Annotated in this window: 12 protein-coding genes; 7 read left to right on the top strand and 5 right to left on the bottom strand. The window is 64.2% G+C overall.

Going from position 1 to position 14,097, the window contains the following annotated elements:
• Nucleotides 1–65 precede the first annotated feature (65 nt).
• Entirely contained in the window at nt 66–791 is a 726-nt protein-coding gene (locus MLD63_RS01775) for a glycosyltransferase family 25 protein (protein WP_255328118.1), read from the top strand.
• Nucleotides 792–830: 39 nt separating this feature from the next.
• Here MLD63_RS01775 and MLD63_RS01770 read toward each other — a convergent pair whose 3' ends face one another.
• From MLD63_RS01770 to MLD63_RS01760, 3 genes are all read right to left on the bottom strand, one after another.
• Nucleotides 831–1,967, bottom strand: coding sequence for a capsular polysaccharide export protein, LipB/KpsS family (locus MLD63_RS01770; RefSeq protein ID WP_255328116.1), 1,137 nt, complete (start codon nt 1,965–1,967; stop codon nt 831–833).
• Nucleotides 1,964–2,641: a WaaZ-like lipopolysaccharide core biosynthesis protein gene (locus tag MLD63_RS01765; protein ID WP_255328115.1), complete on the bottom strand. Its 678-nt coding sequence runs from the start codon at nt 2,639–2,641 to the stop codon at nt 1,964–1,966. The genes MLD63_RS01770 and MLD63_RS01765 overlap by 4 nt, the downstream gene beginning before the upstream one ends.
• A 207-nt stretch (nt 2,642–2,848) precedes the next feature.
• On the bottom strand, nt 2,849–3,505 hold the full coding sequence (locus MLD63_RS01760) for a peroxiredoxin (protein WP_255328114.1): 657 nt from the start codon (nt 3,503–3,505) through the stop codon (nt 2,849–2,851).
• A gap of 170 nt (nt 3,506–3,675) precedes the next feature.
• Between MLD63_RS01760 and MLD63_RS01755 the strand changes: the two genes are divergently transcribed.
• The gene (locus tag MLD63_RS01755; protein WP_439957606.1) at nt 3,676–5,139 is read left to right on the top strand and encodes an aldehyde dehydrogenase family protein; all 1,464 of its coding nucleotides are present in this window, start codon (nt 3,676–3,678) and stop codon (nt 5,137–5,139) included.
• A 13-nt stretch (nt 5,140–5,152) separates the two neighbouring features.
• On the opposite strand, the gene MLD63_RS01750 is transcribed toward MLD63_RS01755, so the two are convergent.
• Together MLD63_RS01750 and MLD63_RS01745 are read right to left on the bottom strand one after the other, a co-directional pair.
• Complete coding sequence (locus tag MLD63_RS01750; protein ID WP_255328113.1) at nt 5,153–5,854, bottom strand: response regulator; 702 nt, start codon at nt 5,852–5,854, stop codon at nt 5,153–5,155.
• Complete coding sequence (locus MLD63_RS01745) at nt 5,851–7,716, bottom strand: hybrid sensor histidine kinase/response regulator (RefSeq protein WP_255328485.1); 1,866 nt, start codon at nt 7,714–7,716, stop codon at nt 5,851–5,853. The genes MLD63_RS01750 and MLD63_RS01745 overlap by 4 nt, the downstream gene beginning before the upstream one ends.
• Nucleotides 7,717–7,879: 163 nt before the next feature.
• On the opposite strand from MLD63_RS01745, the gene MLD63_RS01740 reads away from it, so the two are divergent.
• The 5 genes from MLD63_RS01740 to MLD63_RS01720 are packed head-to-tail and all read left to right on the top strand — an operon-like array spanning nt 7,880 to nt 14,082.
• The gene (locus MLD63_RS01740) at nt 7,880–9,856 is read left to right on the top strand and encodes an AMP-binding protein (protein ID WP_255328112.1); all 1,977 of its coding nucleotides are present in this window, start codon (nt 7,880–7,882) and stop codon (nt 9,854–9,856) included.
• Nucleotides 9,853–10,665, top strand: coding sequence for an ABC transporter ATP-binding protein (locus tag MLD63_RS01735; protein WP_255328111.1), 813 nt, complete (start codon nt 9,853–9,855; stop codon nt 10,663–10,665). Before MLD63_RS01740 ends, MLD63_RS01735 begins: the two co-directional genes overlap by 4 nt.
• A gap of 15 nt (nt 10,666–10,680) precedes the next feature.
• A complete protein-coding gene (locus MLD63_RS01730; RefSeq protein WP_255328484.1) occupies nt 10,681–11,667 on the top strand; it encodes a branched-chain amino acid ABC transporter permease in 987 nt (328 codons plus the stop codon).
• Between the two features lie 5 nt (nt 11,668–11,672).
• On the top strand, nt 11,673–12,749 hold the full coding sequence (locus tag MLD63_RS01725; protein ID WP_255328110.1) for a branched-chain amino acid ABC transporter permease: 1,077 nt from the start codon (nt 11,673–11,675) through the stop codon (nt 12,747–12,749).
• 49 nt (nt 12,750–12,798) lie between these two features.
• Nucleotides 12,799–14,082 (top strand): ABC transporter substrate-binding protein, encoded by a 1,284-nt coding sequence (locus MLD63_RS01720; protein WP_255328109.1) that lies wholly within the window; start codon nt 12,799–12,801, stop codon nt 14,080–14,082.
• Nucleotides 14,083–14,097 lie beyond the last annotated feature (15 nt).

Genomic DNA, 14,097 nt, shown 5'->3' with positions numbered 1-14,097 from the left:
CAGGATAGATACGTCAGCGTGCTTGAGAGGCGCGTGGTCTCGCGGCCATCTCTGAGAGGGTTCCCATGCCAGATACAGTTGACTTGCTCGCTGTTTTTCAGCGGATCTACGTTATCAACCTGCCAGAGCGAAAGGACCGTCGGGACGAGATGGAAGCGGAGTTAGCCCATCTGGGTCTTAGCTTGACCGACAACCGTGTGATCCTGTTCGAGGCGAGCAGGCCGAACGATGCAGGTAAGTTCCCTAGCCGCGGTGCGAGAGGATGCTTTGAGAGCCACCTTCGCGTACATCAAGACATCCTTGCCACCGAGGTTGATCACGCCCTGATTCTTGAAGATGACGCAAGTTTCGTTTCTGATTTTGCCAAGCGGTTCGGCCAATTGCGGCCTTACTTAAATGGTGGATCATGGGATCTGTTCATGTCTGTCGGAACGCTATCCCCTCGGCACGAAGAAAAAGTCATCCAGACCGATCTGCTCGAATTGCGACCGGATAGTATAGTCAATCTTTCCCATTTCCTGGGGGTGAGCAGAGCATGCTCAAAAGCGGTTGTGCCTTACTTCGAGGCAATGCTTGCGCGGAATGAGGGGGATCCCGCAGGCGGGCCGATGCATGTCGATGGCGCCTATAACTGGTTTCGGCGTGCTCATCCGGAACTGACGGTTGTCGCCACCAGAACGCCGCTTGCGCTCCAGCGGTCATCGCGCAGTGATATCGCGCCGCCAAAGCCCTGGCATCGAATACCAGGTGTTCATGGCCTGATCAGAAGGATGAAGCGGCTCGGCCGCTGAGGCGGCGACAGAATCCGCTCTCGATGGACAACATCTGCCTCACTGCTCTTCTCGAGCCGCCAAGGCTTCGTGCCTTGCATGGCGCGCAAGAAGGTCTTGCGCGGTGAAGTGGCCGGCGCGAAGATCCTCGTCTCGGACGAAATAGTCGTTGAAGAGAAACGTCATCAGATCGTCGCGGGCGGTCGCGTCGAACTGTAGAGCATCGGGGTCGGCCAACAGCAAGGCCAGCGCCTCGGGCGAGGGTGCCAGTTCTGTGCGGCCGAGCCCGCCGTAATAGCTGTCGCCCAAGACGATGACCGGCTTGTCGAAGAAGAACGCCTCGATGCCCATCGCGGAATTGACCGTGATGACGCCGCGCGACGCCTTCAGCTGATCAAGCGAATTCGTCGTGCGGTCGATGACCATCCTCGCGTTCGGATGCCGGTCGACCAGTCGGGCCAGATCGCCGCGGGCATTGGGATGTGGCTTCAGCCGCAGATGCCAGCCTTTCGGCAGTGACAGGCTTGCGCGCGCCAGTACCTCGACTAGGTCGCCGGCATCGGCGGCCCATCCGGCGTCGGGCAAGGGATCATTCGCCACGTTCAGCTGAAAGGGAACGAACAGGAACGGGCCTTCGCCGGACCAGTCTTCCCGGCGGTCCTGCCGGGACAGGGCGCGTCGTGGTGTCCGCGCTTGCAGCGTCGCGCGAAGGTCGCGCCAGTCGGCCTGTGGCCCTTCGAATGTCGCACGCCAACGCCGAAAGAAGGCGGCGTCGCGCGGGACGGAATTGCGGGCGTTTACGCCGTTCGGGTCGATCTGCAACCAGCCGGGAAGCGGCCCGCGCTCGAAGAACGCGCAGGGCACGCCCAGCGACCGGGCAAGATAGGTTCCCATCAGCGATCGGCCAAGCAGACCGCGCCAGATGCAGAGGAAATCGACGGGCCCATCCTGTAACTGGCGCGATAACGCCTGCATTCGCCCTGCGGCGCCGACCCTGTGAACCATGCCTTCACCCGGCGGGAAGCTCATCGATGCGCGCCACGTGCGGGCCAGCGACCAGATACCTGTGTCCCGGGGCAGCGATATCCGGCGAAGCGAGACTGAACGTGGCGTTTTCCCGTCGCACTGCAGCGATGTCATCACGCCGTCGCAAAACGCGTCGTCGGTTTGCAGATAGGCCGGATGCTGGATCATCATGACGAGGTTAGCGTGTCGTCATACGGGATGCCAAGCGGTAGCAGTGCGGAGACCGGTGAGGCGCAGGTCAGCTCCGTGCCCTGCTTTTGTGCCTCTCGGTATGCGAGCGCGAAGCCCGCGAGGATCCGTGTCAGGCCGGCGCTCAACCCCGAAGGCGCGCTATCACCTGTCTCATAGAAGCGCGGTTGCGCGTCGTTGCTGAGATCGATACCTGCCAGCAGAATTTTTCCGGGCCTCGCGGCAAGCGCAAACTGTAGCGCCGAGAAGGCAACCGTGCCGGTGATGACCACCCCTGCATCAGGATCGCGCGACAGAAAGGTGGACCCGTCCGAGGCAACGTCGGTCTGCACCTCGCTCAGCGAGCGCCTCGAAGCGTTCACCGGTTTGGCGAGATTTTCGATCAATGCCACCGTTCGTCCCCGCAAACTGGCCGTGTCAACCTCGGCCCAGGCCCGGATTGCGGCGGGCGACAGCAAGAGCGGGATGGAAGCATCCAACGCCGCGAGCATCAATTGATGGCGAAAGACGAACCGCTCATCCTCCACGGCCACGGCCAGGGGACGGATGCGGTCGGAAAGGCTAGCAGCGCCGTTGCAGAGGATTGCGGTGCGGTCGCCGAGCGCCTCGATCCGCTGAATTCTCAGGGATGGGCCTGACCCGACCACCGCAATCATCGGCAGGCTTCGGGGCACGATCGCAACGGTTGTCGTCAGTTCCAGAAGCGTCGATCCCCGCCAACGGACTAGGCCTCTGTCGCGGTCGATGGACAGACCCGGCCAGATATCCTGTCGATGGGCGCGCGCGGCACCCATCGCCCGGAAGCCCAGCCGGATCAGCTTTCGCGAAAGCGGACGGTCGGAACGCGCCATCCGCGGCGCCGATCAGGCCGGGTCCTTGGCAAAGCGCAGATACGGCAGCTTCTTGTCCAGAGTGCCGTACCGCTTTTCGGCCTCTGCATCGTCGAGGCTCAGCGCGACGATCACATCCTGTCCCGGCACCCAGTTCGCGGGTGTGGCGATCGGCACGCCATCGGTCTTGCGCACCGCATCAAGCGCGCGCAGGATCTCGGCAAAGTTGCGCCCGATGGTCATCGGATAGGTCATCGTCAGGCGAACCTTCTTGTCCGGCCCGATGATGAAAACGCTGCGCACCGTTGCCGAATGGGCGGGCGTCCGGCCTTCCGTCGGCAGGTAATACTCAGCGGGCAGCATGTCGTAGGCCTTGGCCATCGCCAGATCGCGGTCGTCCACCATCGCGAAGTTCGCCGGACTTCCAGCGAATTCGGCGATGTCGTTCTTCCACTTGACGTGATCATCGAGGCTGTCGACCGAGACGCCAAGAACCTTGGTGTTGCGATTCTCGAACTCACCGGCCAACTGCGCCACGGCACCGAATTCGGTCGTGCAGACCGGCGTGAAGTCGCGCGGATGGCTGAAGATCACCGCATAGCCGTCGCCGATCCAGTCGTGGATCTTGATCTCGCCTTCGGTCGTATTGACCGTCAGATCGGGCGCGACGTCATTGATGCGCAAGGACATGATTGAACCCCTCGATTGGTTGGCCTTGGCCCTGAAGATAGGCAGAGCCGTTGCGAATGAAAGCCCTGACAAGGCGAATGTTTCCGTCGAACGCCGCTGCTCGGGCGCTCTTGCGGCGGCGGATCGGCGGTGCCACCTTGAAGCCCAGACAGCATCAAGAGGAGGTCCGGATGTCCGACCTGGCAGACAAGCGCAAGTTCTACATCGACGGTGCGTGGGTCGATCCGGCCGCACCGCAGGATCTGGAGGTGATCGACCCCACGACCGAAGAGCCAGTGGCGGTCATCAGCTTGGGCGATCAGGCCGATACCGACCGTGCGGTCGCTGCGGCGAAGGCCGCCTTTCCGGCCTGGGCCGACACTCCGCCGGCCGAGCGTCTTGCTGCGGTGGAGCGGTTGCTGGCCGTCTACAAGAAGCGCGCCGGCGACATGGCTGCGGCGATCACGCATGAGATGGGGGCGCCCGCCGACATGTCGCTTGCCGATCAGGCTGAAGCCGGAAGCTGGCATATCGAGACCTTCATCGAAACGTTCCGCGACTTCGAGTTCGTCCGTCCGCTGGGCGATCACGCGCCCAGCAGCCGCATCGCGTGGGAGCCTGTAGGCGTCGTGGGCCTGATCACGCCGTGGAACTGGCCGATGAACCAGGTCACGCTGAAGGTCACGCCCGCGCTGCTTGCGGGCAACACGGTGATCCTGAAGCCCAGCGAGATCGCGCCGCTGTCCTCGATCGTCTTTGCCGAGATGGTGGATGAGGCCGGTTTCCCGCCCGGCGTCTTCAACATGGTGAATGGTGACGGCCAAGGCGTCGGCACGCAGTTGTCGACCCATCCCGATGTGGACATGATCAGCTTCACCGGCTCGACCCGGGCCGGGATCGCGATCACCAAGGCCGCGGCCGATACGGTCAAGAAGGTGGTGCTGGAACTGGGCGGCAAGGGGGCGAACCTGATATTTGCCGATGCCGACGAAAAGGCGGTGATCCGCGGCGCGCGGCACTGTTTCTACAACAGCGGCCAGTCCTGCAACGCGCCGACCCGGATGCTGGTCGAGCGTCCCGCCTATGACAAGGCGGTGGCTCTGGCGGCCAAGGTTGCCGAAGACACCCGTGTCGGGTCTGCCCATGATGCAGGCCCGCATATCGGGCCCGTGGTCAGCAAGCAGCAATGGGACAAGATCCAGGATCTGATCCAGAAGGGCATCGACGAAGGCGCCCGGCTGGTCGCCGGCGGCACCGGCCTGCCCGAAGGCGTCAACCGCGGCTATTTCGTGCGTCCGACGGTCTTTGCCGACGTCACCAACGACATGACGATTGCGCGGCAGGAAATCTTCGGTCCGGTCCTGTCGATCATCCCCTTCGACACCGAGGACGAGGCGGTCGAGATCGCAAACGACACGATCTACGGGCTGACCAATTACGTTCAGACGCAGGACGGCGCGCGTCGCAATCGTCTGGCCAGGAAGTTGCGGTCCGGCATGGTCGAGATGAATGGCGAAAGCCGGGGTCGCGGTTCGGCCTTCGGCGGCGTCAAAGCGTCCGGGCGTGCGCGCGAAGGCGGTATTGCCGGGCTTGAGGAGTTCATGGACAGCAAGGCGATCTCGGGCTGGGACATCGAGGCTGGCGAGAACGCCTAGGGATCAGGCTGGCTCACTCGATTTCGGCCATGAAGATGTAACCCGCGCCATAGATCGTCTTGATCAGGCGCGGGTTTTTCGGATCTTCCCCCAGCTTGCCGCGCAGGCGCGAGATGCGCACGTCCATCGCCCTGTCGAAACTGTCGCCGGCCGCGCCGCCCAGCAGATCCAGCATCTGCGAGCGCGTGATCAGGCGCCGCGGCGCATCGAGAAAGATGCGCAGCACCTCGGCCTCGGCATGGCTGATCGGCGTTTCGGTCCCATCGGGCGAGGTGAGGATGTAGCGTCCGAAATCGGCGGACCAGCCGGCAAATCGCGTCACGGCATCGCTGCGCGCGGGACCGGGTGCGGGCTTGCGCAGGCGCGCCCTGATGCGGGCCACCACTTCGGCCGGTTCGAACGGTTTGATGATGTAGTCGTCCGCGCCGAGCTCCAGTCCGGTCACCCGATCCTGAACCTGCGCCCGACCCGATACGATGATGATCGCTGCGCCGGATTCCGTGGCCAGTCGGTGGACCAGCGCGAGCCCGTCGCTGTCGGGCAGGCCCAGATCAATCAGACAGGCATCGGGGCTGATCCGGCGCAGGGCGGCCTCCAGATCAGCGGCGCGGGCGAAGGCGGCGGTCCGGAAGCCCGCATCCTCCAGCGCGCCGACCAGCAACGACCGGATCTGCGGTTCGTCATCGAGGATCGCGATCAAGGGTGCATCGGTCATGATGTGGCCTCCGTGATTGCCAGGGCAAGGCGGGCCGGATCGACGGGTTTGCCGATCACCGAGCAGGCCAGGCCGCTACGCGCAGGATCCCCGGGCGGAAGGGACGTCATCAGGACGCAGGGCAGGCCCAGCGAGGTCAATCGCTCGCCCGAACCATCGCCCAGTTGCAGATCGCTGAGGATCAGGGTCAGGCCGGGCAAATCGGTCATCGCCTGCGCCTCGTTCAGGCTCGCAGCCTCGATTACAGCGTGGCCAAGGCCGGTCAGCATCTCGCGCACATCGGCGCGGATCGTGTCGTCATCTTCGGCCAGCAGCACCATCTGCCGCACCACCGGGCGCAAGGGTAGGCGCAAGCGCACGCGCGCGCCGGACGCCGTATTGTCGAGCCGCAGCGAGCCGCCCGCCAGTTTCGTGTGATCGTAGACCATCGGCAGGCCCAAGCCGGACCCGCGATGCCGACCGGTCGAGAAGAACGGCTCGACCGCCCGGCTCAGCGCCTCGGGTGTGAAGCCAGGGCCGGTGTCTTCGACCCGGATGTCCAGCCAGCGACCTGCCGCACTGGCAACCAGCGTGATCTCGCCCGGACCGGTCAGCGCATGATCGGCGTTCAGGATCAGGTTCAGAAGCGAGTCCTGCAGGCCGCCGGGGTCCAGCAGCAAAAGTCCGGGCGGCAGGTCGGCCTCTATCGTCAGGGTGACACCGTCGCTCAGGGATGGCCGCGCCAGCGTCGCCGTCTCCGCCAGCAGCGCGGGCAGGTCCACCGGCTGCAGGGACAGACTGCGCGGGCCGGAAATGCCTGACAGACGGTCCAGCAGCGCGACGCCACGCCGGGCGGCGGCCAGCGTCGCCTGTACCTCGTCCCGTGCTGCCTCGGGCAGATCGGCGCGGGCAAGCCGACCCTGCAGGCCGAGGATGATCGTCAGCAGGTTGCCGAAATCATGCGCCATCCCTGAGGTGAGCTGTGCGGCGAGGTTGCGGCGAGCGGCATGGGCTAGCGCCTCGCGTGCCTGAACTTCGGCGCTGACATCGGTGGACAGAACGTACACGCCGCGCCCGCCGGCCCGGTCCGGGGTCAACGCGATGCGGACGCGACGGCCCGAATCGGCGTGGTTGATCTCGAAGACCTGCGGCTCGCCGTCGAGCGCCCGGTCGAGGCTGGGACGAAGCGCACCGAAGGTCTCATCGCCCAGGGCCTCTGCCACGCTCAGGCCCACTACGGTCGCGCTCGCGCCGGGAAAGACTGCGGAAAGCTGCCTGTTCGAGAAGGTGTAGCGATAGGCGCTGTCCACATGCGCGATGTGGGCCGGGATCATCTCGGTGACCTGCCGGGTGCGGGCCTCCGTCTGGGTCAACACGCGCTGCGCCTCTTGCAGGGCAGCGTTGGTCGCGGCCAGTTCACGGTTCGCAGCAGACAGCCGCTCTGCGTGATCCAGCACCTGCTCGGTCAATTCCTCGGACCGCGCGTGCAGCAAGCCTTCCTGCCGGCGGATCTCGGTGATGTCCGTATAGACCGTGACCCATCCCCCCTGCGAAAGCGGTGCGCCCTCGACCGCGATCCACCGTCCATTCGCGCGCTGTCGTTCGAAATAATGCGGCTGGAAGCTGCGCGCCTGTTCCACGCGCAGCGCCACCGCCGCCTCTGGATCGTCCTGGGGACCGTATTCGCCCCGCCCGACCAGAAAGCGGATCGTGTCCTCGAACCGCGTGCCCAGCCGGGTCAGATCGTCGGGCAGGTCGAACATCGCCTGATAGGGCCGGTTCGACACCGCAAGCCGCAGGTCCGCGTCGAAAACCGACAGCGCCTGGCCGATCAGGTTCAGCCCGGAGATGATCAGATCGCTGCGCGGATCGTCGGCCCTCATGGCCAAGGGCTAGCACCGCACGTGGCGTCGCGGAAGCGGTAACAATTCGTAGGAATCGGGACATAATCGCGCAAAGATTGGTGGCAAGGTTTGCACCTGTCCGGCGGAGAGGAGATCGCGGGACGAAAGGCGGCACCTTGATACGACCGCCGGGGGGAAGAGGATGACCGAGACGCCGGCCGCGACGGCACAGTTGCGTTCGATCCCCGCGCTTCTGGCGCGGAACGCGGCCCAACTGGGTACGCGGCCGGCGTATCGGGAAAAGGAATTCGGGATCTGGCAAAGCTGGACCTGGTCCGAAGCGGCCGATGAGGTCCGGGCGCTGGCACTGGGTCTGCTGGAGCTTGGGCTTGCACCCGGTGACCATGTCGCGCTGATCGGACGCAACCGGCCGATGCATTACTGGGCGATGGTTGCGGCGCAGATGTGCGGTGCGGTGCCTGTGCCGCTGTATCAGGACGCGGTCGCGGACGAGATGGCCTATGTGCTGGGCCATTGTGGCGCACGGTTCGTTCTGTGCGGTGATCAGGAACAGGTGGACAAGGTGATCGAGGCCGAGGCCTCGGCACACAGCGTCGATCGGATCATCTACACCGATCCGCGCGGCCTTCGGAAATACGACCACGGCCGAATGGATGCGCTGGCCGACGTGCAGGCCAAGGGCCGCGCGGCGCGCGCCGATATCGCGGCGGAACTGGACCGGCGGATCGCGGCGCTGGATTACGACAGCACCTGCGTGATGCTGTACACCTCGGGGACGACCGGTCGGCCGAAGGGCGTCGTCCTGTCCAACCGCAACATCATCGAGACGGCCAAGAATTCCGCCGAGTTCGACGGCCTTGGACCGAAGGATGAGGTTCTTGCCTACCTGCCGATGGCCTGGGTCGGCGATTTCATCTTTTCCATCGGGCAAGCCTACTGGACCGGGTTCTGCGTCAGTTGTCCCGAGGGCGCGCATACGATGATGACCGACCTGCGCGAGATCGGGCCAAGCTACTTCTTCGCACCGCCTCGCGTTTTCGAAGGCCAATTGACCAACGTGATGATCCGGATGGAGGATGCGAGCCGCCTGAAGCGCTGGCTGTTCCATCGCTTCATGGCGGTCGCGCGCCGCGTCGGTCCTGCGATCCTCGACGGACGCCGCGTCGGCGCGGGCGACCGCCTGACCTATAATCTGGGCAAGCTGCTGGTCTACGGCCCGCTGAAGAACACCATGGGATATTCGCGTATCCGCGTCGGCTATACGGCGGGCGAGGCGATCGGGCCCGAGATCTTCGATTTCTACCGCAGTCTGGGGATCAACCTGAAGCAGCTCTACGGTCAGACCGAAGCGAGCGTCTTCATCACCCAGCAGCCTGATGGCGAGGTCCGCAGCGATACCGTGGGCGTGCCCAGTCCCGGCGTGGAGGTCAGGATCGGCGAGACCGGTGAGGTCTTCTACCGCTCGCCCGGGACGTTCGTCGAATATTACCAGAACGCCGAAAGCACCGCGTCGACCAAGGATGCCGAGGGATGGGTGGCCACCGGCGATGCCGGCTTCTTCGAAGAAGACAGCGGTCACCTGCGGATCATCGACCGCGCCAAGGACGTGGGCAAGATGGCCGACGGGACGATGTTTGCGCCCAAGTATGTCGAGAACAAGTTGAAGTTCTATCCCGACATTCTGGAGGCGGTGGTGATCGGCAATGGTCGCGATTTCTGCGCGGCGATGATCAACATCGACCTGAACGCGGTGGGCAACTGGGCCGAGCGCAACAACATCGCCTACGCCTCCTACCAGGAATTGGCTGGCCATCCGCGCGTCTACGCCTCGATCCGCGAGCATGTGGAGGCGGTGAACCGCTCCATCGCCGACGATCCGATGCTGGCCGGCTGCCAGATCCGGCGATTCCTGGTGCTGCACAAGGAACTGGACCCCGACGACGGCGAAATGACCCGAACCCGCAAGGTCCGCCGCGCGGTCATCAACGACAAATACGCCGATCTGGTGACTGCGCTGTATGACGGGTCCGATAGCGTGAAGACAGAGACCGAGGTGACCTACGAGGACGGGCGAAAGGGCAAGATCCGCGCGACGCTGAGGATCGAGGAGGCCGAGGTTATGGGCCAGTCCGAGGCACGGAAGGTGGCAGCGGAATGAGCGAGGCGGCCGTCTTGGATGCAGCGATCGTCGACACCCGCCCGGTGCTGATGGACCTGAAGAACATCACCCTGCGCTTCGGCGGAGTCGAGGCGATCAAGAACATCAGCTTCGATATCCGCGAGGGCGAGATCCGGGCGATCATCGGCCCGAACGGCGCGGGCAAATCCTCGATGCTGAACGTGATCTCGGGCTTCTATATCCCGCAGGAAGGCGAGGTCTGGTTCCGCGGCGAAAAGCGCGGCCCGATGAAGCCCTATCAGGTCGCCCGTCTCGGGATCGCCCGGACCTTCCAGAACATCGCCTTGTTCGAGGGCATGTCGGTTCTGGACAACATCATGACCGGGCGGCTGAACCGGATGAAGGCGGGTTTCCTGAGCCAGGCGATCTGGTGGGGCGCGGCCGAGCGCGAAGAGATCGAGAACCGCGCGGCGGTCGAGCGGATCATCGACTTTCTGGAGATCCAGAACATCCGAAAGACGCCGGTTGGCCGGCTGCCCTATGGCCTGAAGAAGCGGGTGGAACTGGCCCGCGCGCTGGCGGCCGAGCCGCAGCTTCTGCTGCTCGACGAGCCAATGGCCGGCATGAACGTCGAGGAGAAAGAGGACATGTCGCGCTTCATCCTCGACGTGAATGACGAGTTCGGCACCACGATCGCGCTGATCGAGCATGACATGGGTGTGGTGATGGACCTGTCCGACCGCGTCGTGGTGATGGATTACGGCCGCAAGATCGGCGACGGCACACCGGCTGAAGTGCGGGCCAGTCAGGCCGTGATCGACGCCTATCTGGGCGTGGCCCATGACTGATCGCACGGGAGACGTCTGATGGACCAGCTGTTCTTCGCCGCCGAGGTGTTCCTGAACGGCCTGATGACCGGCGTCATGTATTCGCTGGTCGCCCTGGGTTTCGTGCTGATCTTCAAGGCGTCTGGTGTCTTCAACTATGCGCAGGGCGTGCTGGCGCTGTTCGCGGCCTTGACCCTGGTCGGGATCCAGCAGGGGCAGGTGCCCTTCGCGCATCTGATCAATGCAATCTTCGGCACGCATGTCGAAAGCTTCGGATGGACCCTGCCGTCTATCGCGGCGATCGCACTGACCGTTCTGGTGATGATCGGCCTCGCGATCCTGATCGAGACGCTGGTGCTGAAACACCTCGTCGGGCAGGAGCCGATCATCCTGTTCATGGCGACAATCGGGCTTGCCTATTTCCTGGAAGGCCTGGGCGACGTGATGTGGGGCGCGGACATCAAGACGCTGGACGTCGGCTTGCCGCAGGGTATTTCGGATTCGGTCGAGGCGGTAACGGCCGAATGGTTCGGCTACGGCTTCTTCATCGACCGGCTGGACATCTGGGCGACGATGATCGCGGCGCTGTTGGTCGCGGCTCTCGTCGCGTTCTCGCAATACACCAAGCAGGGTCGCGCGATGCGGGCGGTCGCTGACGACCATCAGGCAGCGCTGTCCGTCGGCATCTCGCTGCGCTTCATCTGGATCATGGTCTGGTCTATCGCAGGCTTCGTTGCGCTGGTCGCGGGGATCATGTGGGGCACCAAGTCGGGCGTGCAGTTCAGCCTGTCCCTGATCGCGCTGAAGGCGTTGCCGGTGCTGATGCTGGGCGGCTTCACCTCGATCCCCGGCGCCATCGTCGGCGGCCTGATCATCGGCGTGGGTGAAAAGCTGTTCGAGTTCTGGGTCGGCCCGCTGGTCGGCGGCGCGACGGAAAACTGGTTCGCCTACGTGCTGGCGCTGCTGTTCCTCGTCTTCAGGCCGCAGGGCCTGTTCGGCGAGAAGATCATCGAAAGGGTGTAAGCGTCATGATCTACCGCGAGGCAGGCGACTTCAAGACCGGCTACCGCGAGGATGGCCAGACCTTCCCGATCCGGCTGGACCGCTGGGCCTATTACGCGCTGATCGCGGTCGCGGTTCTGGTCGTGCCATTCGTGATCGACGATTACTGGGCCAGCGCGGTGATCCTGCCGTTCCTGATCTATTCGATCGCGGCCATCGGCCTGAACATCCTGACCGGCTATGCGGGGCAGGTGTCGCTGGGCACCGGGGGGTTCATGGCGGTCGGCGCCTATGCCGTCTACAAGCTGATGACCGCCTTCCCGGAGATCAGCATCGTCATCCACATCCTGCTTGCGGGCGGCATCACCGCGCTGGTGGGGATGCTGTTCGGCCTGCCGAGCCTGCGCATCAAGGGGTTCTATCTGGCGGTGGCGACGCTGGCTGCGCAATTCTTCCTCGTCTGGCTCTTCAACAAGGTGCCGTGGTTCTACAACTATTCTGCCTCGGGGCAGATCACCGCGCCGACCCGGACCGTGCTGGGCGAGGCAGTGACGGGCCCTGCCGCCAGCGCACCGGCCAAATATCTCATCTGCCTCGGCTTCGTCTTCGTTCTGGCCTGGCTGGCGCGCAACCTGACGCGCGGGACGCTGGGCCGGAAATGGATGGCGATCCGCGACATGGACATCGCGGCCGAGATCATCGGGGTGAACCCGCTGACCGCGAAGCTGTCGGCCTTTGCGGTGTCGTCCTTCTTCGTCGGCATCGCCGGCGCGCTGCTGTTCGCGGTTTATCTGGGCGCGGCCGAGGTCGGCGAGGCGTTCGGCATCAACAAGAGCTTTCTCGTCCTCTTCATGATCATCATCGGCGGACTTGGCAGCATCTTCGGCAGTTTCGCCGGCGCGGCCTTCCTGGTCCTGATGCCGGTGTTCCTGAAGAACCTGATGACCGGCGGGCTGGGCTGGCCGACCGATCTGGCCGCCCATGTCGAGCTGATGATCGTGGGCGCGATGATCGTGATCTTCCTGATCGCAGAGCCGCACGGGATCGCCCGCCTCTGGGCGCTGGCCAAGGAAAAGCTGCGACTTTGGCCGTTTCCACACTGACATCGAAGAACCGGGACACCGGCATCATTTTCTCTGGGAGGAGACCTGAATGAAACGACTGACCCTGACCGCCCTCGCTGCCGCCGTCGCGCTGACCGCGGCCCCGGCGAGCGCCGACCTGATCGTTCCGAACCTCAGTTACCGCACCGGCCCCTATGGCGCGAACGGCACCCAATATGCGGACGGTTTCAACGACTACTTCACGCTCTTGAACGAACGCGACGGCGGCATCGGCGGCGAGCTGATCCAGGTCCCGGAATGCGAGACCGCCTACAACACCGAGAAGGGCGTCGAATGCTACGAGGCGACCAAGGAGGGCGCGCTGGTCTTCAACCCGCTGTCCACCGGGATCACCTACCAGCTGATCCCCAAGGTCGGCGTGGACAAGAAGGTCCTCTACACCCCCGGCTACGGCCGCACCTCGGCCAAGAACGGCAAAGTCTTCGAATGGGTGTTCAACGCGCCCGCGAACTACTGGGACGGCGCATCCGTCGCGATCAAGTATCTGCTGGATGAAAACGGCGGCGACCTGTCGGGCAAGAAGATCGCGCTGGTCTATCACAACTCGGCCTACGGGAAGGAGCCGATCCGGACGTTGCAGGAACTGGCCGAGAAGCACGGCTTCACCCTGTCGGAAATCCCGATCGAGGCGCCGGGCCAGGAACAGAAAAGCCAATGGCTGCAGATCCGCCGCGACCAGCCCGACTACGTGCTGATGTGGGGCTGGGGCGTGATGAACCAGGTTGCCATCCAGGAGGCCGCCAACATCCGCTTCCCGATGGAAAACTTCATCGGCATCTGGTGGGCCGGGTCTGAAATCGACGTGACCCCGGCCGGCGCGGGCGCGAACGGCTACAAGTCGATGACCTTCAACGGCGTGGGCATGGACTATCCGCTTTATGACGACCTGAAGACTCACGTCATTGATCCCGGCAAGGCCAGCCAGGGCGGCGAGCATGTCGGCTCTGCGGTCTATTCCCGCGGGCTTTACGCCGCCGTCGTGATCGCCGAGGCGATTCGCAAGGCACAGGAGCTGGCCGGCACCTCGGCCATCACGCCCGAACAGCTGCGCGATGGATTTGAAAACCTCGACATGACCGACGAACGGCTGACCGAGATCGGCCTGCCCGACTTCGGCCCCGCCTTCCAGCTCAGCTGCGCGAACCACGGCGGCAACGGCATGGCGCGCGTCCAGCAATGGGATGCCGAGGCGAAGACCTGGAACCTGATCACCGAGTTCACCGAGCCTGACAACGAGGTTCTGGACCCGCTGATCGCCGAGGATTCCGAAGCCTATGCGCAGGAAGCGGGCGTCACGCCACGCGACTGCTGAGGACCGATCAGTCCG

Origin of the sequence: Paracoccus albicereus (genome assembly GCF_024359525.1) — a bacterium.
Taxonomy (GTDB): domain Bacteria; phylum Pseudomonadota; class Alphaproteobacteria; order Rhodobacterales; family Rhodobacteraceae; genus Paracoccus; species Paracoccus albicereus.
The sequence above is the reverse complement of the archived record's forward strand: the minus strand, read 5'-3'. Positions and strand labels throughout refer to the sequence as shown.